Source organism: Pseudomonas sp. IT-P12 (assembly GCF_949767465.1).
Taxonomy (GTDB): Bacteria; Pseudomonadota; Gammaproteobacteria; order Pseudomonadales; family Pseudomonadaceae; genus Aquipseudomonas.
Genome location: NZ_CATKPY010000002.1, coordinates 111,712 through 133,593 on the forward strand (window position 1 = coordinate 111,712; position 21,882 = coordinate 133,593).

Consider the following 21,882-nt stretch of genomic DNA (forward strand, 5'->3'; position numbering starts at 1 on the left):
GTTTTCTTATGCCCGCAGAAAAGTGGTCAGCTCAGCGCATCCAGGGTGATCGAGCGTTCGTCCGTGGCACTCATCACTTCTTCGAGCAATGTCCGCAACAGGGTCATGGATGCCTGTTGACGTTGCACATCGCGGCACACCAGCCCGACTTTCAGCGGCACCCTCGGTTCGGTCAGCGGCTTCCACAGCAGCGCCTGGTGGCCGAGCATCTTTTGCGAACGCCCCGGAAGAACCGTCGCCAGACGGGTGTGGGGCAGGCTGTCGAGAATACCCGCCATGTTGTTCAGCTCCGCCTGTACGTGAGGGCGCCGCCCCAGGCTGGCGAGTTGCGTCTGCCAGATCTGCCGCACCTGAAACTCTTCACCCAGCAGCAACATCGGCAACTCGGCTGCCTGGGCCATGGAAACCTTCTTGAATTCGCGCAATGGATGATCCTCCGGGATGACGAGGGTCAGTTCATCTTCGTACAGCATCACGCCATGTAAACCGGGCTGCCGGGGAGGCAGGTAGCTGATGCCGATGTCCAGCGAGCCGTTGAGCAACCGTCGCTCGATCTCCAGTCCCGACAGTTCATAGATCTGCACCACGAGATGCGGCTGCGCCTTGCGCACCCGCTCGAGCATCTGCGGCACGAGACTGGTGTGCACGGTTTGCAGCACGCCGATGGCCAGGGTACGCAACGCCTGCCCCTTGAAGTTGCCAAGGGCTTCGCGTGCCCGTTGCAAACCGTCGAGCAGCGGCAGGGCATGGTTGTACAGCGTGTGTGCGGCCAGGGTCGGCAACAGACGCTTGCTGCTGCGCTCGAACAGGCTGAGATCGAGGTTTTTTTCAAGCTGGCGAATCTGCTGCGACAGCGCCGGCTGAGAGATCGACAGGCGCTCGGCAGCCCGGCCGACATGCCCTTCTTCGTAGACCGCGACGAAATAACGCAGTTGCTTGAAATCCATAAGTTCTACTTATCGAAAATACTGGAAAATCGAAATGGCCCAAGGCCCGCCATGCGCCTAGTCTAACCGCATTCACAAGGCTTACAGGGCCAAAGAGCGCGATGAATACCCTTCACCGAAAGCGTGTTTGCATAGGTAAGACAAAAAACCTCAAGCGAGGTTTTTCCGGATGAACCTGTTCAGCCTCCGGCGCAGCACGCCCAGCCTTGATGACTTGTACGCTGACGATTTCGTGCCCTCCAAGGGCGACAACCTGTCCAGCGAATGCCTGATGCCCAGCGTCGAGCGGCCCAAGCAGGTGTTCCTGCGTGGCCAGGGTTCGTGGCTGTGGGACAGTGAGGATCGCGCTTACCTTGATTTCTCCCAGGGTGGCGGTGCCAACAGCCTTGGACACAGCCCTTCGGTGCTGGTCAACGCCATTGCTGCCCAGGCGCAATCGCTGATCAATCCGGGGTTCGGCCTGCATAACCGCGGCATGCTCAACCTCGCCGAACGCTTGTGCGCCAGCACCGGCAGCGATCAGGCGTACCTGCTCAACAGCGGCAGTGAAGCCTGTGAAGCGGCGATCAAACTGGCACGCAAATGGGGCCAGCTGCATCGAGGTGGCGCTTCGCGGATCATCGTGGCGAACAAAGGGTGTCATGGGCGTAGCCTCGGGACGATTCCGGCGTCGGACAGTTCCAACCTGACCAACCGCTTCGAACCGCAACTGCCGGGCTTCAGCCATGTGCCGTTCAACGATCTGGCTGCACTGCATGCCGCCGTCGACGCCCGGACCGTCGCGATCATGCTCGAACCGATACAGAACGAAGCCGGAGTGATTGTTGCCACCGAGCATTACCTCAAAGGCGTCGAGCGTCTGTGCCGCGAACTGGGCATTCTGCTGATCCTCGACGAGGTGCAAACCGGGGTCGGTCGCCTTGGCAGCTTGCTCGCGGAACAGTCCTACGGCGTGCGGGCAGATATCGTGGTGCTCGGCAAAGGGCTGGGTGGTGGCGTGCCGTTGGCGGCATTGCTGGCCCGGGGCAAGGCCTGCTGTTTCGAAGTGGGCGAATTGACGGGCACCCATCATGGCAACGCCCTGATGACGGCGGCCGGTCTGGCGGTGCTGGGCAGCGTCCAGGACAAGGGGTTTCTCAAGCATGTCGCGCAAACCGGTGAACACCTGCGCGAAGGCCTGGTGCGACTGGCTCACCGGTATGCTCATGGCGAACTGCGCGGGCAAGGCCTGTTCTGGGGCCTGACCCTGTCCGATGATTCGGCGAGCGCGGTGGTCAAGGCCGCGATGTCCGAAGGTCTGCTGCTGGACGCCCCGCAACCGGATTGCCTGCGTTTCACCCCGGCGCTCACCGTCAGCACTGCCAACATCGATGAAATGCTCCTGCGCCTGGCCCGCGCCTTTTCCCGCGTGCGGACCGCCCAACTGCAATGCCGCAAAGGGATTGCCGTCTGATCAGATGAATCCTGCACGAATGTCCGAACCGTCTCGCGGTAATAACGCGTCGCCCCACGTTTGATTCTTTTGACGTGGGGCGTTTTTTTGTCTCGGTGTTTTTCCGACTGACATTCCGGACTTGAGCCGTAGCGCAATCGGTGGCTTTTTAGTGGGCGTCGGCAAGGAGTGCCGACTCCGGCGACACAACAAGCTTGTGGAGCGGGTTTTGATATCTATACCACTCAGTAGTATGTTTGTTGGAGGAAGGGATGCCTTTACCACCCAGATTGTTCAAGACAAAACGGTTTGCAGTGCAAGCGGGTAAGGCATGGATTGGTGACGATGAACTACTGGATGCCTTCACCGAAGTGCTGAGGGGACAGGCTGAAAGCCTTGGCGGCGGGGTCTGGAAGAAGCGCTTGAATGCCAATCGTCATCGCTCGATTGTCGTGGCCAAGGGCGGAAATTACTGGGTTTACCAGTTCCTGTATGCGAAGAAGGATCAAAGCAATATCAGATCAGGCTGATCTGGTCGGTTTTCGGAAAGTGGCGAAGACCTACGAAGCGCTGACAGAGCAGCAGATCCAGTACCTGTTGGATAAAAAGGAGTTTTTGGAGATATCTCATGACTAGAAAATTCAAGAGTGAGGCATTGGAGTCGGTGCACGAATCCGCCAGCGCCCTCTACGCCATCGGCGCAATCAGCAAGGCCACCATGCGGGAGTTCGATGAGTCCTGCCTGGCGCATGTCCCGGATGCGATCCCGGCGGACCAGATCAAGGCGCTACGCGAGCGCAACAATGTCAGCCAGCCGGTTTTCGCACGTTATCTGAATACCAGCGCTTCGACCGTCAAGCAATGGGAAGCGGGTGCCAAGCAGCCCAGCGGCATGGCGCTCAAACTATTGAGCATCGTCCAGAAACATGGGCTTGAAATACTGGCTTGAGGGTGCGAACTGAACCCTGACGAACGGTGCAGGTCGATTAGCTGTACGGCTCGCAAGAGCCCACTTCAAATCAGGAGCTGCCCCATGGATTTCATTCGCATCATCATCGCCATTCTGCTGCCGCCACTGGGTGTGTTTCTGCAAGTCGGCTTCGGCGGCGCATTCTGGCTGAACATTCTGCTGACGTTGTGCGGTTACATCCCCGGGATCGTGCATGCGGTTTACATCATCGCCAAACGCTAGGCCCGACGGCGCCAACCAGATCGCTTTCGCGAGCAAGCCCGCTCCCACAGTGGACCCGCACTCCCCTGAAAACGCGGTTAAATGTGGGAGCGGGCTTGCTCGCGAATGAGGCGCCGCCAGTCCCGCCTGAAACGCAGATGTCAGCCCGCCAACGCCATCACCCGCCGATAAAACAACCATTCCTGTTCCAGCGCATGAGCCTGGTTGCCGGCCTTGCGAAAGCCATGACGTTCGTCCGCGTAGTAGTGCGCTTCGACCAGAATGCCGTTTTGCTCCAGCGCCTGAACCATGTCGCGCGTTTGCTGCGGCACGACGACTGCGTCCAGTTCCCCCTGAAAGAAGATCATCGGTACGCGGATGTTCCCCGCATGCAGCAGCGGTGTTCGTGCGGCATACCGCTCGGCGTCCTTGTCGGGGTCGCCGATCAACCAGTCCAGATAGTCACCCTCGAACTTGTGAGTGACCCGACCCAAGGCCACCGGATCGCTGACGCCGTAGAGGCTGGCGCCGGCGCGAAACACCTGCTTGAAGGCCAGGGCGCACAAGGTGGTGTAGCCACCGGCACTGCCGCCGCGAATGAAGGCCTTGTCGCCATCGATCAGGCCGCGTTCGGCCAGGTGCGTGACCACCGCACAGGCGTCCTCCACATCCACATCACCCCAACTCAAATGTAACGCCTGGCGATACGCCCGGCCGTAGCCGCTGCTGCCACGGTAGTTGAGGTCGGCCACGGCGAAGCCGCGTTGCGCCCAGTACTGGATGCGTGGATCAAGCACCGGGTAGCAAGCCGATGTCGGTCCGCCGTGGATGAAGACCACCAGTGGCGGTTTTGCCGCGCCCGACATCGCCGGATAAAAGAACCCGTGAGCCTCGCCCGATCCGCTCGGATAACGCAGGGTCTGCGGGACGCTGATCTGGTCGACGGGCAGCGGCGCCACACCCCCAGCCAGGACCTTGACCTGACCGGTGCGGCGCTCGATGGCGATGACGGCAGAAGGGCTGACGGGAGAGGCGGCAATGCAGTAGATGAAGTGTTCATCGATGGCAAGATGACGGAAACGACTGTAGTCGCCGGCTAAGGCTTCAACAGTGTCACCACACAGGGCCAAGCGACCGAAACCCTCTTCGGTCCAGCTGGCCAGGTAGGTGCTTTCTCCGAGCGGCAACCAGGTGCAGCCACCCAATTGCCAGGGCGCCGGCCCATGGTCAGCTGCCACGCCGGGTAACGGGCGCAGACCGTCGGATGACTCCATCCAGGGCTGCCAGTAACCGTCGCGATCCGTCAGACAATACAGTCGACCGCGCTCGTCGAATCGAGGCTGCTGCAACGACTCCTGAAACGCGTCGCCGGCCACGCAACGCGCTTGAGCGAAACCGCCACTCACGCGTTCGGCAACCATCAGGCGCGTGGCGGTCCATGGCTGCTCCGGACGGTTCCATTCGACCCAGGCCAATCGCTGCGCGTCGGGGCTCAGCGTCGGGGCCGCATAGAAATCCGCGCCTTCGGTCAACACATGACGCGCGCCGTCTGCCAGATCGATGGCCACCAGTCGGTGGCAATCGCGCTGTTCTTCAACCGCCAGCACCTGGCCGTGGGCAAACCTCAGGTCGCCATACCGGCATTCGCCGGACGTCAGTGCCACGGGCGGCTCGCCTTCCAGCGACTGGCGATACAGTTGCTGATCCGCCTCGTTGACGAAGACGATGGCGTCGTCCGTCAGGCAGAAGGCTCCACCACCGTATTCGTACACACGACTGCGCACGCTGAAACCGGCTGGCGTCAGGCAGTGCGCCTGGCCGTCACGCCAATGCCAGATCCGGCACGCAGCGTCCTCGGGGCGGTATTCATTCCAGAACAGGCCATGCCGCCCGACCTGCAGTTCGGCGAAGTCGACACCGGCGGCCACGGCTTTTGCGGCGCTGAGTTCAGCTTTTGGCGATGAGTCGTGAGTTTCGTTCATTGCGAAAGGCCAGTTGTTCGATGGTATGGGTGGCATGCTCGGCTTCTTCGCGGGCCTGGAGAATCATGCCGTGATGCGGCGACTTGCTGCACACCGGATCAGCGTTGCTGGCGTCACCGGTGAGCATGAAGGCCTGGCAGCGACAGCCGCCGAAGTCTTTCTCTTTTTCATCGCAGGAGCGGCACGGTTCGGGCATCCAGTCATAACCGCGGAAGCGGTTGAAGCCGAAGGAGTCGTACCAGATGTGTTGCATGCTGTGGTCGCGCACATTGGGAAACTGCACAGGCATCTGTCGGGCTCCGTGGCAGGGCAGGGCGGTACCGTCCGGTGTCACCGTCAGAAAAATACTGCCCCAGCCATTCATGCAGGCTTTCGGGCGTTCTTCGTAATAATCCGGAGTGACGAATATCAGCTTGCAGGGGTGCCCTTCGGCTTCCAGCCTGGCGCGGTATTCATTGGTGATGCGTTCGGCGCGAACCAGTTGTTCCTTGGTCGGCAACAGACCGACCCGATTGAGCTGCGCCCAACCGTAAAACTGGCAGGTCGCGAGTTCGACGAAGTCGGCCTCAAGTGCGATGCACAACTCGATGATCCGGTCGATCTTGTCGATGTTGTGCCGATGGGTGACAAAATTCAGCACCATCGGGTAGCCGTGGGCTTTTACCGCGCGGGCCATTTCCAGCTTCTGCGCAAACGCCTTTTTCGAGCCGGCCAGCAAGTTGTTCACCTGCTCATCACTGGCCTGGAAACTGATCTGGATATGGTCCAGGCCCGCTTTCTTGAAGTCGCTGATTTTCTGCTCGGTCAGGCCGATTCCGGAGGTGATCAGGTTGGTGTAGAAACCCAGCTGGCGCGCCTCGGCAATCAGCTCGGCGAGGTCCTGGCGCACCAGCGGTTCACCGCCGGAAAACCCCAACTGCGCTGCGCCCATTTCCCGCGCTTCGCGAAACACCTTGATCCACTGCTCGGTGCTCAGCTCCTTGCCCTGCTGCGCGAAGTCCAGTGGGTTGGAGCAGTAGGGACATTGCAGCGGGCAGCGGTAGGTCAGCTCGGCCAGCAACCACAGCGGCAGGCCGATTTCGGGCTTGGGCGGTAACCTTTCCGACACCGCGTCAGGCAAGTTCGATCCAGTGCTGAGCACGGGCGACCTCCATGAATTGCTCGATGTCGTCACCGAGCTCGGGCACGCCGGGGAACTGCTGGTCCAGTTCGGCAATGATCGCCGCGACATCACGCTGGCCGTCGATCAAGCCGCCGATCAGCGCGGCGCTTTCGTTGAGTTTGATCATGCCTTCGGGGTACAGCAGCACATGGCCCTGTTGCGCCGGTTCGTACTGGAAGCGGTAGCCGGGGCGCCAGGCCGGGGTTTTGCTGCGATCGAAACTCATAGGTTGATTCCTTTATGCCAGACCCGCTGCCCGGTCACGCTGTGATACGGCGGGCGGTTCAGTTCGTAGGCCATGCTCATGGCATCGAGCATGCTCCAAAGAATATCCAGTTTGAACTGGAGAATTTCCAGCATGCGCTCCTGGCCCTCGCGTGTCGTGTAGTGCTGCAAGGTGATCGCCAGGCCGTGCTCCACATCGCGGCGCGCCTGGCCCAGGCGAGTGCGGAAGTACTCGTAGCCGGCCGGGTCGATCCACGGATAATGCTGCGGCCAGCTGTCCAGGCGCGATTGGTGGATCTGCGGCGCGAACAGCTCGGTCAGCGAGCTGCTGGCGGCTTCCTGCCAACTGGCGCGACGGGCGAAGTTGACGTAGGCGTCCACGGCAAAACGCACGCCGGGCAGGACCAGTTCCTGGGAGCGCAGTTGATCCGGATCGAGACCGACGGCCTGGCCCAGGCGCAGCCAGGCTTCGATCCCGCCGTCTTCGCCGGGAGCACCGTCATGGTCGAGCAGGCGCTGGATCCACTCGCGACGAATCTCGCGATCCGGGCAGTTGGCGAGGATCGCGGCGTCCTTCAGGGGAATGTTCACCTGATAGTAGAAGCGGTTGGCAACCCAGCCCTGGATCTGTTCGCGGGTGGCGCGGCCTTCATACATCGCCACATGGTAGGGGTGATGGATGTGGTAGTAAGCGCCTTTGCCGCGCAGGGCGGCCTCGAATTCGGCGGGGGTCAGTGGGGTGTCGGTCATTGCTGTTCTCCGGGAAACTTGTGTGTCTGGTCCGGCCCCTTCGCGGGCAAGCCCGCTCCCACAGGGTTGGTGTGCGCCGCAGATCCTTGTGGGAGCGGGCTTGCCCGCGAAGGCGTCGTCCGCTACAGAACAATACTCATCCCGTCATACGCCACTTCAACGCCTCGCCGAACCAGCTCTGCCCGTTCCGGTGAGTCTTCATCGAGTATCGGGTTGGTGTTGTTGATGTGGATAAGGACCTTGCGCTGCCTGGGCAACTGTTCAAGCACCTCCAGCATGCCGCCGGGGCCGTTCTGCGCCAGGTGGCCCATTTCACGGCCGGTGCGGGTGCCGACGCCGCGGCGCTGCATTTCGTCGTCGTCCCACAGCGTTCCGTCCACCAGCAGGCAATCGCTGCCTGCCATGATTTCCAGCAGCGGCGCATCGACCTTGCCCAGGCCCGGGGCGTAGAACAGTTTGCCGCCAGTGTTCAGGTCTTCGACGATCAGGCCGATGTTGTCGCCCGGGTGCGGATCGAAGCGGTGCGGCGAGTAGGGTGGCGCCGCGCTGCGCAGCGGCAGCGGGGTGAACCGCAGGCTGGGGCAGGCCGGGATGGTGAAGCTGCGGTCGAGTTCGATGCGGTTCCAGCTCAGCCCGCCGTTCCAGTGGGTCAGCATGGTGAACAGCGGAAAACCGGTGCTCAGGTCCTCGTGGACCATGTCGGTGCACCAGACGTTGTGCGGGCAACCCTCGCGCAGGCTGAGCAGGCCGGTGGTGTGGTCGATCTGGCTGTCCATCAGCACGATCGCGCTGATTCCGGTGTCGCGCAGGGCACGGCCCGGTTGCATCGGGGTAAAGCTCTGGAGCTGGGCGCGGATGTCCGGCGAGGCGTTGCACAGGACCCAGTTGATGCCGTCATCGGAAATCGCGATGGACGACTGGGTGCGGGCCCTGGCATTCAGGCTGCCGTCGCGAAAGCCCGCGCAGTTCACGCAGTTGCAGTTCCACTGGGGAAAACCGCCGCCGGCAGCGGAACCTAGGATCTGGACAAACATGGACGCTCCATCATTTCAACGCTGAAAATAAAAACGCCCCGGTAAACCGAGGCGTTGCACATCGCTTTCTATCTACAACGCCAGGCCTTAGCGGCTGGCGAAGTACATGGTGACTTCAAAGCCGATACGCAGGTCGGTGTAAGCAGGTTTGGACCAGGACATGGGAGCGCTCCTTGGGTGATGGGACGGTTGAGATCTATACATATAGTCCACCTCCGACCGGAGATGTTCAGATAGTTAGGTGGCTATGTTACTCAAATTTACAAATGAGTGGCCTGCATTCTCGGAAAAAGCTCATTGCACCAGGGGTAACGATCATTTTGTCGCTTGCCATGACGCTGGCGGCTGCGAGCTGCTGGCCAGGCAGCGCCAGCCGCCCTCGGCGTTGCCCAGCCGATGGGCGGCGGCGATCAGGTGTGGGCGCTCGATGGCCTGAATCGCCAAAGTCAGCTGCGTCAGATAATCCGACGAGCGGCCAGCCATCTTGCCCTGCCACAGCAGTTCGGCGGCTTGGTCCAGGGGCAGGGCGGCCAGATCGAACTGGTTGGCCAGCGCCTGGCGCTGGTTCTCGAATCGGGCTTCGTCCATCGCCTCGATCAGGTCGGGCAGCTCGCCGAGCAGGCGTTCGATGTGTTCCAGCAACTGCAATGGCGCGGTGCCCGGAGATTGCACGCCAATCAGGAGAGCGGTCTGCCCCTGGACCTGGCGCAGGGTGCTGAACACCGCATAACCCAATTGCAGTTCCACGCGCAGGCGCTGATAGAGGGGCGTCTGGAAGACCAGCGCCAACAGGCGCCACGCGGCTTCGTCGCAGAGGTTCCCCGTCGCCGTCGGGCAGAACAGCAACAGCGCGTGTTCACTCGTGCCGGTGTCGACGGTTGTCCACAGCCGTTGCCGATTGATCGAGGCGGGCGAGGACGGTTGTTGGTCAGCGACGCCGGGCACGCGGCTCAAGGCCCGCCCCAATGCCGCCTGTGTCTGCGCTGACAAGCCGATGGCCAGGCCTTCCCAGCGTGCGCTCGACCACAGGTGCTGCGCATCATCAGAGGACCCCGTGTGTTCAAGACCTTGATCGGGCATTGCCTTGAGCAGTTGCCTGATGGGCATCAGCGCAGGGCTTTTCGGTTGTTCCACCGGCAAGTGATCGATATTCGTTGTCAGGTCTTTCAGTACCTGTTCCAGGACGCTCGGCATCGGCTCCTGTAACCCGGTCATTTTCAGCAGCCATGCATGACCGGATGCACTGAAAGACACTTCAACGCCGGCCTGGCGTGCCTCTTCGCACAGCGGTTGCAGAAGGTTTTCCAAGTGCCGTTGCAGGCGCGGCAGAGGGCGGGCCTCAAGTCGCCAGCGCAGGTAGATCGCACCTTGCGCCGTGTGGTCCGGCAAGGCCTGGCTGAATTGCATCGGCGAATTTTCCCGACGGCTGCGCGAGCGGTCCTGGGCGAAGGTTCGCAGGCCGCGGTGTTTGCTGGTTTGTCCGCGAATCAGCCCGGCATTTGGCGCTGAGGCCTCGATGCGCAAGAACGGGTTGGGCGCGGGCAGTTGCCATTCGTCGCTGAAGTTATCCACAGCGCCGATGGCTTTCAGGATGTGTTTGAGCGCGGCAACGCCTTGCCCGGACAGACCCGGGTCAAGTGGCTCACTGTCGAGCCGAGCCAGTTGCAACGCACCGCTGACCTGTTGCTGACGCTGCAGCAGGATGGCGTATTCCTCGCGCAGCCATTCCCAGTCCTGCTGGGCGGCAAAGAAGCCCAGCCAGTCCAACAGCTTCTGGCGAATCACACTCGCTGCTGCCGTCGTGGTGAATTCGATGTGCAGCACCGCCTGGTCGGCAAACCGATACAGTACCTGCGCTTTCAAATGTCCGGCCAGATCACGGGCCCGCAATTGAGCCAACAGCCCACCGGGTTTTGCGACATTCAGCCACTGGCACAGAAATGCCAGTGCTTCGCCCGACGACGCTGGCAGCCCTTCAAGGGCAAACAGCAGGTCGAGCCGGTGCTCGCTGACTTTCTGGTAATAGCCCTCAGCAGATTCCATCAGCGGCATCGGTTGGGTTTGCGGGATGTTTTTCCCTTCGGTCATCACCGCGCCGAACCCCAGTGCCAGCTGCCTCAGTTCTTCGATGCTCTGCGGGCCGACCAGGCTCAATGTCATCTGCCCGGTCTGATAAAACCGCCGGTGGAAATCCTTCAGCGCTTGCTGGAAGTCCGCGTGCGCCACCGGCAGGCTGTCACGGTTGCCCGCGTGAAAGCCACGCAACGGATGGCTGGGCGACAACCCGTCGAACAGTGCCTGCTGCTGTTGCGCCCGCTCATCCTGCGACCAGGCGACAAATTCTGCGTGCAACACTTCCCGTTCCCGCTGCTGGTCCTCCGGATTCATTCGCGGGTGAGCGAGCATGTCCGACAGTCGTTCGAGCCCGGCGTTGAATGCCTGGGGAGGCAACTCGAAAAAGAAGTCGGTCGTGCGTTCGCTGGTCCGCGCATTCACCTGGCCGCCATGACCCTGGACATAGGCCATCAACCCCTGGTGCGCAGGAAAACGCTCGGTGCCGAGAAACAGCAGATGCTCAAGGAAATGCGCCAGGCCTGGCCACGCCAGCGGCACGTCGTGGCTGCCTGCAGCCACCCGCAACGCCGCCGCGCAACGTTTCAAGTCCGGGACATGACGCAGTGTCACCCGCAAGCCGTTGGCCAGGGTTTCGGTGTGGGGGCGGAGGGGATTCAACGCGGCCATGAGCACTTCCAGGACAGAGAAGCGCTCATGCTAGCGGATCAGCGCTTGTTCAGCTCGCCGTAAAGCTCCGGACGGCGATCGAGCAGGTAGCGATTGGCCGCGCGGGAATCACTCATCGACTGGCGATCCAGCTCACCGACAATCAACGCTTCGTCCAGGCCGGCCTGGGCAATGCGGCTGCCATCGGGGGCGGCGATGCTGCTCTGGCCGCAATACTGGATATCGCCTTCGCTGCCGCAGTAATTGGCATAGGCGACATAGCACTGGTTTTCGAAGGCCCGGGCGCGCACGGTGACGTCGGCGACGAAGTCGTAGGGCACCATGTTGGCCGTTGGCACCAGGATCAGCTCGGCACCGGCCAGGGCCAGGCGCCGGGCGTTCTCCGGGAACTCCAGGTCGTAACAGATCAGGAAGCCGAGTTTCCAGCCGTTGAGCTCCACCAGCGGAAAATCATCCCGCCCGGCACTGAACATCGAGCGGTCGAGGTCGCCGTACAGGTGAGTCTTGCGGTAGTTGCACAAGCGTTCGCCGTTTGCGTCGATCAACTGCACGGCGTTGTAGATCTGCCCGTCCTCGGTGCGCTCGGGATACCCGTACAAAATGGCTAAGCCGGCCGATTTGGCGATGCGGGCGATCTGTTGGGCCGATTCACCGTTGTACACCTCTGCCAGCACGCTGACGGCGTCGACGCCGATGTTGTAGCCGGTCAGGAACATCTCCGGCAGCACCAGCAAGTCGGCACCCTTGGCCTCCTGTGCCAGTTGATGCAGGCGTTGCAGATTGCCGGCGACGTCCAGGGGCAGCGGTGGACATTGGTAAAGGGCTACGCGCATTTGGGGTTCCTCCTACTCGGGCAGGGCGATCGGACCGATCTCGTTGAATACATCTCCTGGACCCGGGTTCTCGGCGTGAGTTTCACCGCCGAAGTGTTTCATGATGCCCCAGACTGCATTGAGCGAGGTCTGCACCGCCCCTTCGACCCACGCCGGCGTCCACGAAACGTCGTCGCCGGCAATGAAAATCCCGCGCTGCTCGGCCGGCATCCCGTCCTGCATGAAGTGCGCATACATGCGCTGGTTGTAGCGATAGTGCCCCGGCAGTGCGCCTTTGAAGGCACCGAGGAAATGCGGGTCGGCTTCCCAGGACACGGTGATCGGGTCACCGATGATCCGCGCGGCAATGTCGACCTTCGGATAGATTTTCTTCAGGGCGTCCAGTGCCAGCTTCACACGCTTTTCCACCGGGTGAGGGAGCATTTTCAGCGCATCGCTCATCCACGAGTACGACAGGCAGATCACCCCCGGCTTGTCATCACCGTTGTCGAACAGATAGGTGCCACGGGTCAGGCGATCGGTGAGGGTCATGCTCATCAGGTCGCGACCGGTCTGCGGGTCCTTGTCCTTCCAGAACGGGCGGTCGACCATCACAAAGGTCTTCGACGATTGCATGTAGCGGGTACGGTCCAGCGCCATCCACATTTTTTGTGAGAACAGGGTTTCGTCGCATTCGATCTGGGTGGTCAGCAGCCAGCTCTGGCAGGTGGTCAGCACCGCCGCGTATTCGCGGCTGTCGCCGTAGGTATCGGTCACGGTGAAGCGGCCGTTCGGCGCGTGGGCGATCCTCTTCACCCCGGAACGCGGCGCACCCCGGTGCAACGAACTGAGGCTGGTGCCCTCGGGCCAGTGCACGCAACGCTCCGGCACATGGCGCCAGATGCCCAGCGGCACTTGTTCGACGCCGCCGACGACCAGGTGCTGGTGGTCATCGCAGTTGGTCATGACCACACGGAAGATTTCCAGCATCGAGTTCGGGAAGTCCGAGTCCCAGCCGCCGGTGCCGAAGCCAACCTGGCCGAACACTTCGCGGTGGTGGAACGAGAGCTTGGCAAATGCCTTGGAGGTGGCCACGAAATCGTAGAAGGTGCGGTCGTCCCACAGCGGCACCAGGGTGTTCCAGAGTTCCTTGAGGCGCGGTACGTCACGGTCGCGAATCGCTTGCTGGATGTCGGAGAACTGCGAGCCGGCTTCCAGTGCATCCGCCCAGGCGTCAGCCACTTCCTGGAACAGGGCCGGAAGGTCCGCCAGCTTCTGGGCGTAATGGGTCTTGCCTTCGAGGTCGATCACGGTGCTGCCCGAGGCAGGCGTCAGCGGGTTCGGGAACGGCTTGGTCTCCAGGCCCAGCTTGTCGACGTAGTGATAGAACGCAGTGGAGGACACCGGGAAACGCATGCCGCCGAGCTCGGCAATGATGCCTTCGGCGCCATTGAACGCTTGTGAACGCAGGCGCCCGCCCATTCTCGAGGCTTCGTAGACGACGGGCTTGAGCCCCAGTTTCATCAGCTCGTAAGCCGCCACCAGGCCTGCGATACCCGCGCCGACGATCGCCACTTCAGCGCCATGATGATGGGCAGGAATGCTGCCGAGGCCTGCCGGGTGTTCGATCCAGTCGTCGAAGGCAAAAGGGAAGTCCGGACCGAAAATGGTGACAGGCTTCTTGCCGTCTGCAGGGTGGCGATTGATCTTGTTCATGGCTGGCCTTTGGCATTCGGACGCGGAGTGCGCGTCTGAGTATAGGAAAGATGGCAGCCATTCTAGAGAGCGTACAACACGTTAATAAGATGCAAAGTGTCGTCGTTTTGCCTGTCTATTGGTCAAAATGACGATTGCACACTGCATATTGAATCCATGTGGGAGCGGGCTTGCTCGCGAAAGCGGTAGTCCAAGCACCGCCAAAGGAAGCTGATGCTCCCTCATCGCGAACCCGTCACACCGGCTGCCCCCTATCGATCTTGCTGCTCAGAATGATCGAGGTAGTGGTCTTCTCCACCCCGTCGACACTGCCGATCTGGTCAAGCAGTTGATCCAGCTGTTCGGGCGAGTCGGTGCGCAGCCAGGCCACGTAATCGAACTCGCCACTGACGGCACACAACTGCTGCACCTGGGCCATGGCGCTGAGGCGACGCAGCACCTCCTTGCCGGAACGGGGTTGCACCGTGATGCCGACATAGGCCTGCAAACCGCCGTCCACCACCCGTTGGCCCAGGCGCACGCCGTATCCTGTAATCACTTTGGCCTTTTCCAGGCGTGCCAGGCGCGACGTCACGGTGGTGCGCGCGATGCCCAATTGCCGGGCAAGCATGGCCACGCTTTCACGGGCATTGATCTGCAGGGCCGCAATCAGTTGGCGGTCGATTTCGTCAAGAACGGGCGGGCGGACGTCGGGCAAGGGTGGGCTCCAGCGGTACAGATCCAGGAGACGACATGTTACAGGCACGGACCGGATCCGCGATGAACACCGTGCAGGCCATTTATGGGATGGACAGCCACCGTCGGGCGTAGTCGAATGCGAAATCGAAGAGGCGAGGCGACGAAATGACAAGGAACATGCCCAGCGCCGTGCGCGCGCATGCGTTACAGATCGCCCGTCATGAAATGGGCCATTACGTCATCGCTCGTGCCCTGGGGTTTGCAACCGGTGGCGTCAGCCTGAGCGTGACCCTGGACTTGCGGCATCGCGGGGGCGCCGCCATTACCCTCGCCCGGCCCGTTGAGTCGATGGCGGTCATGCAGGCGCACCTGGAAGCCCGGATGATGGTGCTCTTCGCGGGCGTCATGGCGCAGACACTCTCGTCAGCCCGCGTCGACAAATCCAAAGCGGTCGCCATCCTCAAGGGGGCGTTGGGCGCGGAACACGATTACGCGAAAATCAAGGAGCTGCAGCACCTGCTGCGCAATATCACCTTCGCCGGAACGGATCCCGGGTCATCCAGGCGCATCGAAGCTGAGCTCAAGTCGATAACGGATCGGATCTGGAAACGGACCCAAACCCTCGTCGAACATCTGGCAGACACGATCACCGAATTGGCAAGCCTGCTGGTCGACGGCATGGCCATCGTCGAGCAGTGGGGGCGGGCGGCGGATACCTACGAGGTGGTTTTTACCCGTGAAAGGCTTGAAGCGCTTCCGTGTGTCCACACCATTCCAGTGCTGGAAACCTGATCCTCGGCCTGGCGCTCGAGGGTCGTTAAAGGCGCGGCTCAGGTTTGGGGGCTGGCATGGAGCTTCAGGCTGTTCTTCAGGAATGCTTCGCGGTCCTGATGCATCTGCAAATGCGTCTTCCCCGTCGCGTACGCCAAGCCGGCGAGGCCCATTTTCAGCCCCAGTTCGGGATGTCGGGCGGCGTGGCGAATAACCTCTGCCAGGCTGGCAGGGTTACCGGTTTCGAACGTGAGCGCATTGTCCTTGTTCGTGATGTCCAGGATCCCGGAGGTGTCCGAACCGATGACCGGGACGCCCTGGCTGAACGCGTCGAAAATGATCCTGGGCTGCTCCTGCTTGAGTGTCGGGACCAGTAGCCAGTCATGCTGGGCAATAGCGTTGAAGAAGTCTTCGCCGTAATTGACCGTGTTCTGGAAGTTGACCTTGATACCGCCGTGGTCTTGGGCTGCAAAGCGCTGGCAATGCTCTTTCAGGTCCCCAGAGCCCATGATGGTGATATTGACGTTCAAGTTGTCGTGTTTGAGTTGCTCTATGGCGTCCAGCACAACCAGGACACCTTTATCCATGACCAGACGTGAGGGGTAGAAAATATTGAGTGCGCCGTCGCGCCGCTCTACGAACTTTCTGTTGACCGCGTCCGGGGTCGTGATGTGCTTTTTATCGACCCAGGTGGCATGGTTGATCAACGCTCGGCTGTCATCGTCGCCCAAGAAATATTCCCTGTAGAAAGACTGGGTGAATATCCGTGCGTTTGCCAACTTCAGGCAGCGTTTCAACAGGATTTTATGCGCGTAGTGCTCAACCGTTTTCCGCAAGGTCCTGGCTTCGCCCTGACCCAGCATCCAGAATGAAGACTCGATGACGATAATCCATTGAAAACGGAAAATCGGCTTGAGCGGCAACAGATAAAAGGAGAGTGGGAATGCCCAGCCGGCGCCGTCGGAGTGAACGATCCTGGCTTTTTTGCAGGCCTTGATGACGGTGATGAAGTTCGGGATCAGGTTCTTCAGAACTGAAGTTAATCCGTAGTCGTTCTTCAGTGCAAAAAGCCACTTTATATTCAGGCTGGTTATGTTTTGCAGTCCCTCGACATCGTTGGTTTTTTCAACGGGGCAGCAAATTCCGAAGTTTTGTATATAGTCCAGATGAAGTTCTATGTCCTTGGCCCACAAGGCATCTGTAAATAGATTTCCTTGTTCGTCCTTTATAATCGGGATTCTTGTGAAAAGGATGTATGGCTCTTTAATCATATTCCCCTCACAGGAACCCTTGACCGCTATGTTGAGATGTCCTGCCGGGCGCCCGTCAGACCCTGAAAATTACTGACGCCATTTTTCTGCTGTCTGTTGAAGTTAACACAACGCGATTCGAAGGAATTGTAGCAGTCGGAAACATTTTTTTACGTCCGTAGCTACATATTTTTAGAGGCCCGCCGGGCCGCTCGTTCCGGACGTAACATTGAACGAAATCCGTGGTTTTTCGAGTGACAGCAACCGAAGAACCACGGAGCGCGAGCTCTTTTTTTTGCGGTCACTGAGGTGCATGAGGGTCGAGTTGATCCAGCGCCCGGTTTACCGAAATTTCCGCCAACATCACCAGTTGAGCAATGCCCAGCAGCGAGTTGCGACTGGTGCCGGTTTCGCGGTCGGCAACATCCAGGGTGATCACGCTGGCCGAAGCCAGCGACTCGCTCACGCTGCCCAGCAGGTCGATGACATGAACGCCCGGATTGACGATGAACATCGTGGGAGGCGTGCGCGGGGTGGCGCGGATGTCGGCGTTGGAGAGGAGATCTTCACGTGGGCAGTTGATCTGTGGATAAAAGTGGCACGGACAGTGGCGAGTTTTGTGCGCAAAGGTCGCGATCAACTACTGAGTTCAGTAGCCAGAAATTTAGATAGAAGTTATTACATTCTGTTCTTATCAACTGTTATTTTTCACAGGTTTCGCGAAAGTCTCTTTGTGTAAGGATGAAATATGGCATGAAACGCCATCATCACAACCGAGCAGGAGGAGTGGACATGGCTAACCAAGACACGGTCATCTTTGGCGTACCCACTACGGCGACTGACCTGTCCGTCATGATTGCCTTTGGCAACAAATTCGGTATTCCTCTGGAGAGCATCACTGCGAGCAGGAGTAGAGGGAATCTCGGGTTGCACATTACGGAGGGGCAGGTAAACCAGCAAAAACCTTTTCCACCAGAAATATCCTACTTCGACATTATCAGGGGGGTGTAAATCGCAGTGATCTGCTCGACCAATCATTGAGCTCAGTGATTTGGCCTTATTGTCAATCAATAGCCAAACTCGGTGAGTCATCTGCATTGTAAGGCGGCGTTTGTGATCGACAATCGCGAAGCTCAGCTGTTCCACGAGCATATGATCACGTGCTGGCCATCTCGACCCGAGAACAAGCGAGCCAAGGCGTCTGCGTGGATCGTCACTAGACGTTGAAATGGTTAGGCATGAGAACATCCAATGTGGACGATTTGTGGACACTTTTGGCGTTTTTGCAGTTTGAGAGGCCGGAAATGAGTGCCACCCAGAAACACAAAAGCCGCGCAATGCGCGGCTTTCGAGTTTGGTGGGCCCACACGGACTTGAACCGTGGACCAAAGGATTATGAGTCCTCTGCTCTAACCAACTGAGCTATAGGCCCTCAGTAGGTCGCGGATTATAGCGACGGTTTCTCGGCTGTGCTATCCGAAAAATCCGAAATGGCCATGCGAAGAAACGTGGCGGCGAATTCGTCTGCGGGCATGGGCGGGCTGACGATGTAGCCCTGGATCTGTTCGCAGCTTTCCTGAGCAAGGAATTGCTGCTGGGCCAGTGTCTCGACACCTTCGGCGATCACGGTGAATTGCATGCTGCGCCCCAGCGCGATGATCGCGCGGACAATGGCCACGTCATGGGGATCATCCGGCAGGCCCCGGACGAAGGACTGGTCGATCTTGAGAATATCCAGCGGCAGCCGCTTGAGGTAGCTCAGGGACGAGTAGCCCGTGCCGAAATCGTCGATGGCCAGTTGCACGCCCAGGTGCTTGAGTTGATGCAGCACCGCCAGCGCTTCCTCGGCCTGGCTCATGATGAAGTTTTCGGTGATTTCCAGTTGCAGCAGTTCGGGCTGGAGGCGGTTGTCCTTCAGCAGTTGTTCGATCCGGCCGAGCAGGTTGGGCTGGCGCAGTTGGGCGCCGGCGAGGTTGACCGACAAGGGGCCGAGGCATTCATACGTCAGGCCCCACTCGTACATCTGCCGGCACGCGGTTTCGAGCACCCAGTCGCCGATTTGCAGGATCATGCCGTTTTCTTCGGCCAGCGAAATGAAGTGTTCCGGCGGTACGTCGCCGAAGGTCGGGTGACGCCAGCGGAGGAGGGCTTCGGCGCCCACCAGGCGATTGTCTTCGAGGCTGATTTTCGGCTGATAGTGCAGCAGCAGTTCATTGCGTTCGATGGCGCGGCGCAGTTCGTATTCCAGAGCAACCCGTTCGCTGGCCTGGGCGGTCAGGTCGCGGGTGTAGCTCTCGATCCTGTTGCGACCCTTGGCCTTGGACCGGTACATCGCCGCGTCGGCGTTCTTGACCAGGGTGGCGACGTCACAGCCATCTTTGGGGTACAGGCTGGTGCCGATGCTGGCGCTGATGAAAAACTCATGTTCGCCGGCCTGAAACGGCGCAGAGAAGCAATTGAGCAGTTTCATGGCGATGTTGTCAGCGTCACTGGCCTGCTGCAGGCCGGGCAGCAGGATGATGAACTCGTCGCCGCCCAGGCGCGCCACGGTGTCGATATCGCGCAATTGCTCCTTGAGGCGCACGGCGATGCCTTTGAGCAGCAGGTCGCCCACCGGGTGGCCAAGGCTGTCGTTGATGTGCTTGAAACGGTCCAGGTCGAGGAACAGCACTGCGCCCTGGCCGCCATTCTCCCGCTGGCAGTTGAGGGCGGCCAGCAGGCGGCTTTCGAACAGGGTGCGGTTGGGCAGGCCGGTCAAGGGGTCGTGGTGGGCCTGGTAATCGAGTTTGGCCTGCGCGTGCTTGAGGCTGGAGATATCCGCAAACACCGCGACGAAGTGGGTGATGAACTTGTCGCGATTACGCACGGCGCTGATGGTCAGCCAGCTCGGGTACAACTCGCCATTCTTGCGGCGATTGGAGATTTCCCCCTGCCAATGCCCTTCGGCGGTCAGTTGATGCCACATGGCGGCATAGAACGCGCTGTCGTGCAGGCCGGAGGCGAGCAGGCGCGGGGTGTGGCCCAGGGCTTCACTTTCGCTGTAGCCGGTAATTTCGGTAAAGGCCCGATTGACGGCGCTGATGTGCTGCTGGGTGTCGGTGATCAGCACGCCTTCAGCCGTGCTTTCGAAAACGGTGGCCGCCTGTTGCAGTTTTTCCTGCATGAGGTGGCGCTCGGTGATATCCCGGGCGATGGTCAGCATGCAGTCTTCGTCGCCGATCGGCAGCGGGCGGCTTGAGACCTCGCAAAGGCGGATCTGCCCGTCGCTGCGGCGGATATGGCAACTGAAGTCGCGAACGAAGCCGTCGCGATGCAGCAGGTCGAGCATCTGCTTGCGTTCGTTGAGGTTGACCCAGATGCCCAGTTCCAGGGAGGAGCGGTCCACGGACATCGCGCTGTTGAAGCCGGTGATGCGGCTGAAGCCTTCGTTGACCTCCAGCAGCAGCCCGTCGCTCTGGCGCGACAACAGCAGGCCGTCGGGCGAGGCATGGAAAGCCTTGGCGAACTTTTCTTCGGATGTTTGCAGCTGTTGTTGGGTTTCCTTGAGCTGGCTGATGTCGCGCACCACGACCACCAGCGCCGGGGTGGTGTCGAGGTCGAACGGTTCGGCGGAGATCAGGCCGGTGAACACCTGGCCGTTGTTGCGCCGGAACAGCATCTCCAGGTTGCGGATGCTGCCGGCCTGCAAACGCTGCAGCAACCCCGGGCCGACCCCTGGAATGCCCCAGATATTGAGGTCGGTGGCGGTCTGGCCAATGACTTCTTCAGCCTTGAGGCCGATCTGTTCCTCGAAGGCTTCGTTGACTTCCAGCAGGCAGCCGTCGGAAAGACGTGCGATCACCAGGATGTCAGGGCACTGCTGGAACACCGAGGCAAATTTCTGCTCCGACAGGCGCAAGGCTTCCTCGGTGCGTTTGGCCTCGCTGATGTCGATCATCAGGCCGCGCATCACCGGTTCATGGCCGTGCACGATCAGGCTGACGATGTCGCGCACCCAAATGCAGCGGCCGTCGGCGGTGATGACCCGGTAATCGAGGCTGTGGTCGCGTCCTGCGAGCACTTCGTGATCGCAGAAGGTCTGGGCGCGGGTCAGGTCGGCCGGGTGGATGATGTTGCGCCAGAAGCCCGGAATCAGCCAGTGGGACAGGGGGTATCCGAGCAGCTCTTCGGCGTGGGGCGACACGTAGCTGTAGGTGAAGTCGGTGATTCGTGCTTCCCAGGCAATGGCTGAAAGACTCTCGACCAGCCCGCGGTAATGGTATTCGCTGCTGCGCAGTTCCTGTTCCAGGTCGACCCGGCGGGCGATTTCCGAGCTCAGGCGGCGGTTGATCCGGATCACCACCGCCAGCACGGTGATCAGGAGCAGCAGTCCTGGCAGACCGTAGACCAACAGATCGGACCAGAATGTCCGATGGTCGAGGACGTTACCGATCCAGTGTTCCTGGATCGCGCTGATTTCTTCCGGCGCCATGTCGGCCAGGACCTTGTCCAGGATGCCGACCAGTATCTTGTTTTCCCGGGGAACACCCATGGCCAACTGATAGCGATAGGGGGTTTCGCCGCTGACATACAGCCCGTCGAGCTTGAGCTGACGCAGGCTCCAGACGCTGGAGGCAAGATCGCCGACCACGGCGTCGACTTCATCGGTCGCCAGCGCCTGCAAGGCTGAGGCGACGTTGGGCATGCCCACCAGGTTCAGATCGGGATGATGAGTGCGCAGCAGTTCATGGGGCGCGTAATTTTCCACCACGGCGATTTTCAGGCCGTACAAGTCCTGCAGTTTGCGTGGCTGTGCGCCGCCCACGTGGGCGAGAATGACAATCGGAAAGTCGAGGTAGGGGCGCGTGAACGACAGGTAGGCCTGGCGCTCCGGTGTCGACATGATGCCCGGCAGCAGGTCGAGTTTGGCCTGTTTGGCCTGCTCCAGTACCACGGTCCAGCTCACGGGCTCGATCGGGGTGAGCTGGATGGCCAGTCGTTGGCGAATCAGGTCGATGTAGTCCGCTGCAAGGCCCTGGTAACGGCCTTGTTCGTCGCGAAACTCAAAAGGCGGCCAGGACGCATCGACACCCAGGCGCAAGTCCGGATGGGCGGTCAGCCAGCTACGTTCTTCGTCGGTCAGAGTCAGCGCGCCAGCCGTTGCAGTCCAGTTCATCAGCGACAGCAAAAAAAGCACGGTCGGCAGTCTGGTCATAACGGTCTCGTTATGG

Annotated in this window: 19 protein-coding genes, 1 tRNA gene and 1 pseudogene; 6 read left to right on the plus strand and 15 right to left on the minus strand. The window is 60.5% G+C overall.

Annotation, left to right across the window (positions count from 1 at the left end):
• Nucleotides 1-26 precede the first annotated feature (26 nt).
• Nucleotides 27-947 carry a LysR family transcriptional regulator gene (locus ACM6IM_RS01355; RefSeq protein ID WP_414863964.1) on the minus strand — a complete coding sequence of 307 codons (921 nt, stop codon included), beginning with the start codon at nt 945-947 and terminating at the stop codon, nt 27-29.
• Between the two features lie 169 nt (nt 948-1,116).
• On the opposite strand from ACM6IM_RS01355, the gene ACM6IM_RS01360 reads away from it, so the two are divergent.
• The 4 genes and pseudogenes from ACM6IM_RS01360 (at nt 1,117) to ACM6IM_RS01375 (ending at nt 3,571) form a co-directional block, all read left to right on the plus strand.
• A complete protein-coding gene (locus ACM6IM_RS01360) occupies nt 1,117-2,400 on the plus strand; it encodes an aspartate aminotransferase family protein (RefSeq protein ID WP_414863965.1) in 1,284 nt (427 codons plus the stop codon).
• 251 nt (nt 2,401-2,651) lie between these two features.
• Nucleotides 2,652-3,015, plus strand: a pseudogene (locus ACM6IM_RS01365) (type II toxin-antitoxin system RelE/ParE family toxin).
• Entirely contained in the window at nt 3,008-3,328 is a 321-nt protein-coding gene (locus ACM6IM_RS01370) for a helix-turn-helix domain-containing protein (protein WP_414863966.1), read from the plus strand. Before ACM6IM_RS01365 ends, ACM6IM_RS01370 begins: the two are co-directional and overlap by 8 nt.
• 84 nt (nt 3,329-3,412) lie before the next feature.
• Nucleotides 3,413-3,571 (plus strand): YqaE/Pmp3 family membrane protein, encoded by a 159-nt coding sequence (locus ACM6IM_RS01375; RefSeq protein ID WP_003228885.1) that lies wholly within the window; start codon nt 3,413-3,415, stop codon nt 3,569-3,571.
• Between the two features lie 140 nt (nt 3,572-3,711).
• Here ACM6IM_RS01375 and ACM6IM_RS01380 read toward each other — a convergent pair whose 3' ends face one another.
• The 10 genes from ACM6IM_RS01380 to ACM6IM_RS01425 form a co-directional block, all read right to left on the minus strand.
• On the minus strand, nt 3,712-5,532 hold the full coding sequence (locus ACM6IM_RS01380) for a S9 family peptidase (RefSeq protein ID WP_414863967.1): 1,821 nt from the start codon (nt 5,530-5,532) through the stop codon (nt 3,712-3,714).
• Nucleotides 5,498-6,640, minus strand: a complete 1,143-nt coding sequence (pqqE, locus tag ACM6IM_RS01385; protein ID WP_414864000.1) for a pyrroloquinoline quinone biosynthesis protein PqqE — start codon at nt 6,638-6,640, stop codon at nt 5,498-5,500. The genes ACM6IM_RS01380 and pqqE overlap by 35 nt, the downstream gene beginning before the upstream one ends.
• Before the next feature lie 4 nt (nt 6,641-6,644).
• On the minus strand, nt 6,645-6,920 hold the full coding sequence (gene pqqD / locus ACM6IM_RS01390) for a pyrroloquinoline quinone biosynthesis peptide chaperone PqqD (protein ID WP_414863968.1): 276 nt from the start codon (nt 6,918-6,920) through the stop codon (nt 6,645-6,647).
• Nucleotides 6,917-7,669 carry a pyrroloquinoline-quinone synthase PqqC gene (pqqC, locus tag ACM6IM_RS01395; RefSeq protein ID WP_414863969.1) on the minus strand — a complete coding sequence of 251 codons (753 nt, stop codon included), beginning with the start codon at nt 7,667-7,669 and terminating at the stop codon, nt 6,917-6,919. The genes pqqD and pqqC overlap by 4 nt, the downstream gene beginning before the upstream one ends.
• Before the next feature lie 122 nt (nt 7,670-7,791).
• Complete coding sequence (gene pqqB / locus ACM6IM_RS01400) at nt 7,792-8,703, minus strand: pyrroloquinoline quinone biosynthesis protein PqqB (protein WP_414863970.1); 912 nt, start codon at nt 8,701-8,703, stop codon at nt 7,792-7,794.
• An 87-nt stretch (nt 8,704-8,790) separates the two neighbouring features.
• A complete protein-coding gene (gene pqqA, locus ACM6IM_RS01405) occupies nt 8,791-8,865 on the minus strand; it encodes a pyrroloquinoline quinone precursor peptide PqqA (RefSeq protein ID WP_009045898.1) in 75 nt (24 codons plus the stop codon).
• A 153-nt stretch (nt 8,866-9,018) separates the two neighbouring features.
• Complete coding sequence (gene pqqF / locus ACM6IM_RS01410) at nt 9,019-11,445, minus strand: pyrroloquinoline quinone biosynthesis protein PqqF (protein WP_414863971.1); 2,427 nt, start codon at nt 11,443-11,445, stop codon at nt 9,019-9,021.
• A gap of 38 nt (nt 11,446-11,483) precedes the next feature.
• Nucleotides 11,484-12,278: a carbon-nitrogen hydrolase family protein gene (locus ACM6IM_RS01415; protein WP_414863972.1), complete on the minus strand. Its 795-nt coding sequence runs from the start codon at nt 12,276-12,278 to the stop codon at nt 11,484-11,486.
• 12 nt (nt 12,279-12,290) lie between these two features.
• Nucleotides 12,291-13,973 (minus strand): flavin monoamine oxidase family protein, encoded by a 1,683-nt coding sequence (locus ACM6IM_RS01420; protein ID WP_414863973.1) that lies wholly within the window; start codon nt 13,971-13,973, stop codon nt 12,291-12,293.
• Nucleotides 13,974-14,208: 235 nt separating this feature from the next.
• Nucleotides 14,209-14,670: an Lrp/AsnC family transcriptional regulator gene (locus ACM6IM_RS01425; RefSeq protein ID WP_192306529.1), complete on the minus strand. Its 462-nt coding sequence runs from the start codon at nt 14,668-14,670 to the stop codon at nt 14,209-14,211.
• Nucleotides 14,671-14,816: 146 nt separating this feature from the next.
• Here ACM6IM_RS01425 and ACM6IM_RS01430 point away from each other — a divergent pair, with 146 nt between their 5' ends.
• Nucleotides 14,817-15,443: a peptidase M41 gene (locus tag ACM6IM_RS01430; RefSeq protein ID WP_414863974.1), complete on the plus strand. Its 627-nt coding sequence runs from the start codon at nt 14,817-14,819 to the stop codon at nt 15,441-15,443.
• Between the two features lie 38 nt (nt 15,444-15,481).
• Here ACM6IM_RS01430 and ACM6IM_RS01435 read toward each other — a convergent pair whose 3' ends face one another.
• Nucleotides 15,482-16,693, minus strand: coding sequence for a glycosyltransferase family 4 protein (locus ACM6IM_RS01435; protein ID WP_414863975.1), 1,212 nt, complete (start codon nt 16,691-16,693; stop codon nt 15,482-15,484).
• A 280-nt stretch (nt 16,694-16,973) separates the two neighbouring features.
• A complete protein-coding gene (locus ACM6IM_RS01440) occupies nt 16,974-17,255 on the minus strand; it encodes a DUF6124 family protein (protein WP_414864001.1) in 282 nt (93 codons plus the stop codon).
• A 209-nt stretch (nt 17,256-17,464) separates the two neighbouring features.
• Here ACM6IM_RS01440 and ACM6IM_RS01445 point away from each other — a divergent pair, with 209 nt between their 5' ends.
• Complete coding sequence (locus ACM6IM_RS01445; RefSeq protein WP_414863976.1) at nt 17,465-17,683, plus strand: hypothetical protein; 219 nt, start codon at nt 17,465-17,467, stop codon at nt 17,681-17,683.
• 344 nt (nt 17,684-18,027) lie between these two features.
• Here ACM6IM_RS01445 and ACM6IM_RS01450 read toward each other — a convergent pair.
• Nucleotides 18,028-18,104, minus strand: a tRNA-Ile gene (locus ACM6IM_RS01450).
• Nucleotides 18,105-18,119: 15 nt separating this feature from the next.
• On the minus strand, nt 18,120-21,866 hold the full coding sequence (locus ACM6IM_RS01455) for an EAL domain-containing protein (RefSeq protein ID WP_414863977.1): 3,747 nt from the start codon (nt 21,864-21,866) through the stop codon (nt 18,120-18,122).
• Nucleotides 21,867-21,882: the final 16 nt, after the last annotated feature.

Excerpts from the sequence above, each read along its gene's own strand:
- ACM6IM_RS01420 (WP_414863973.1), bottom strand. The coding sequence starts at position 13,973 with ATGAACAAGATCAATCGCCACCCTGCAGACGGCAAGAAGCCTGTCACC.
- pqqF (WP_414863971.1), bottom strand. The coding sequence starts at position 11,445 with ATGGCCGCGTTGAATCCCCTCCGCCCCCACACCGAAACCCTGGCCAAC.
- ACM6IM_RS01380 (WP_414863967.1), bottom strand. The coding sequence starts at position 5,532 with ATGAACGAAACTCACGACTCATCGCCAAAAGCTGAACTCAGCGCCGCA.
- ACM6IM_RS01375 (WP_003228885.1), top strand. The coding sequence starts at position 3,413 with ATGGATTTCATTCGCATCATCATCGCCATTCTGCTGCCGCCACTGGGT.
- ACM6IM_RS01415 (WP_414863972.1), bottom strand. The coding sequence starts at position 12,278 with ATGCGCGTAGCCCTTTACCAATGTCCACCGCTGCCCCTGGACGTCGCC.
- ACM6IM_RS01355 (WP_414863964.1), bottom strand. The coding sequence starts at position 947 with ATGGATTTCAAGCAACTGCGTTATTTCGTCGCGGTCTACGAAGAAGGG.
- ACM6IM_RS01370 (WP_414863966.1), top strand. The coding sequence starts at position 3,008 with ATGACTAGAAAATTCAAGAGTGAGGCATTGGAGTCGGTGCACGAATCC.
- pqqD (WP_414863968.1), bottom strand. The coding sequence starts at position 6,920 with ATGAGTTTCGATCGCAGCAAAACCCCGGCCTGGCGCCCCGGCTACCGC.
- ACM6IM_RS01360 (WP_414863965.1), top strand. The coding sequence starts at position 1,117 with ATGAACCTGTTCAGCCTCCGGCGCAGCACGCCCAGCCTTGATGACTTG.
- pqqB (WP_414863970.1), bottom strand. The coding sequence starts at position 8,703 with ATGTTTGTCCAGATCCTAGGTTCCGCTGCCGGCGGCGGTTTTCCCCAG.
- ACM6IM_RS01445 (WP_414863976.1), top strand. The coding sequence starts at position 17,465 with ATGGCTAACCAAGACACGGTCATCTTTGGCGTACCCACTACGGCGACT.
- ACM6IM_RS01430 (WP_414863974.1), top strand. The coding sequence starts at position 14,817 with ATGACAAGGAACATGCCCAGCGCCGTGCGCGCGCATGCGTTACAGATC.
- ACM6IM_RS01455 (WP_414863977.1), bottom strand. The coding sequence starts at position 21,866 with ATGACCAGACTGCCGACCGTGCTTTTTTTGCTGTCGCTGATGAACTGG.
- ACM6IM_RS01435 (WP_414863975.1), bottom strand. The coding sequence starts at position 16,693 with ATGATTAAAGAGCCATACATCCTTTTCACAAGAATCCCGATTATAAAG.
- pqqC (WP_414863969.1), bottom strand. The coding sequence starts at position 7,669 with ATGACCGACACCCCACTGACCCCCGCCGAATTCGAGGCCGCCCTGCGC.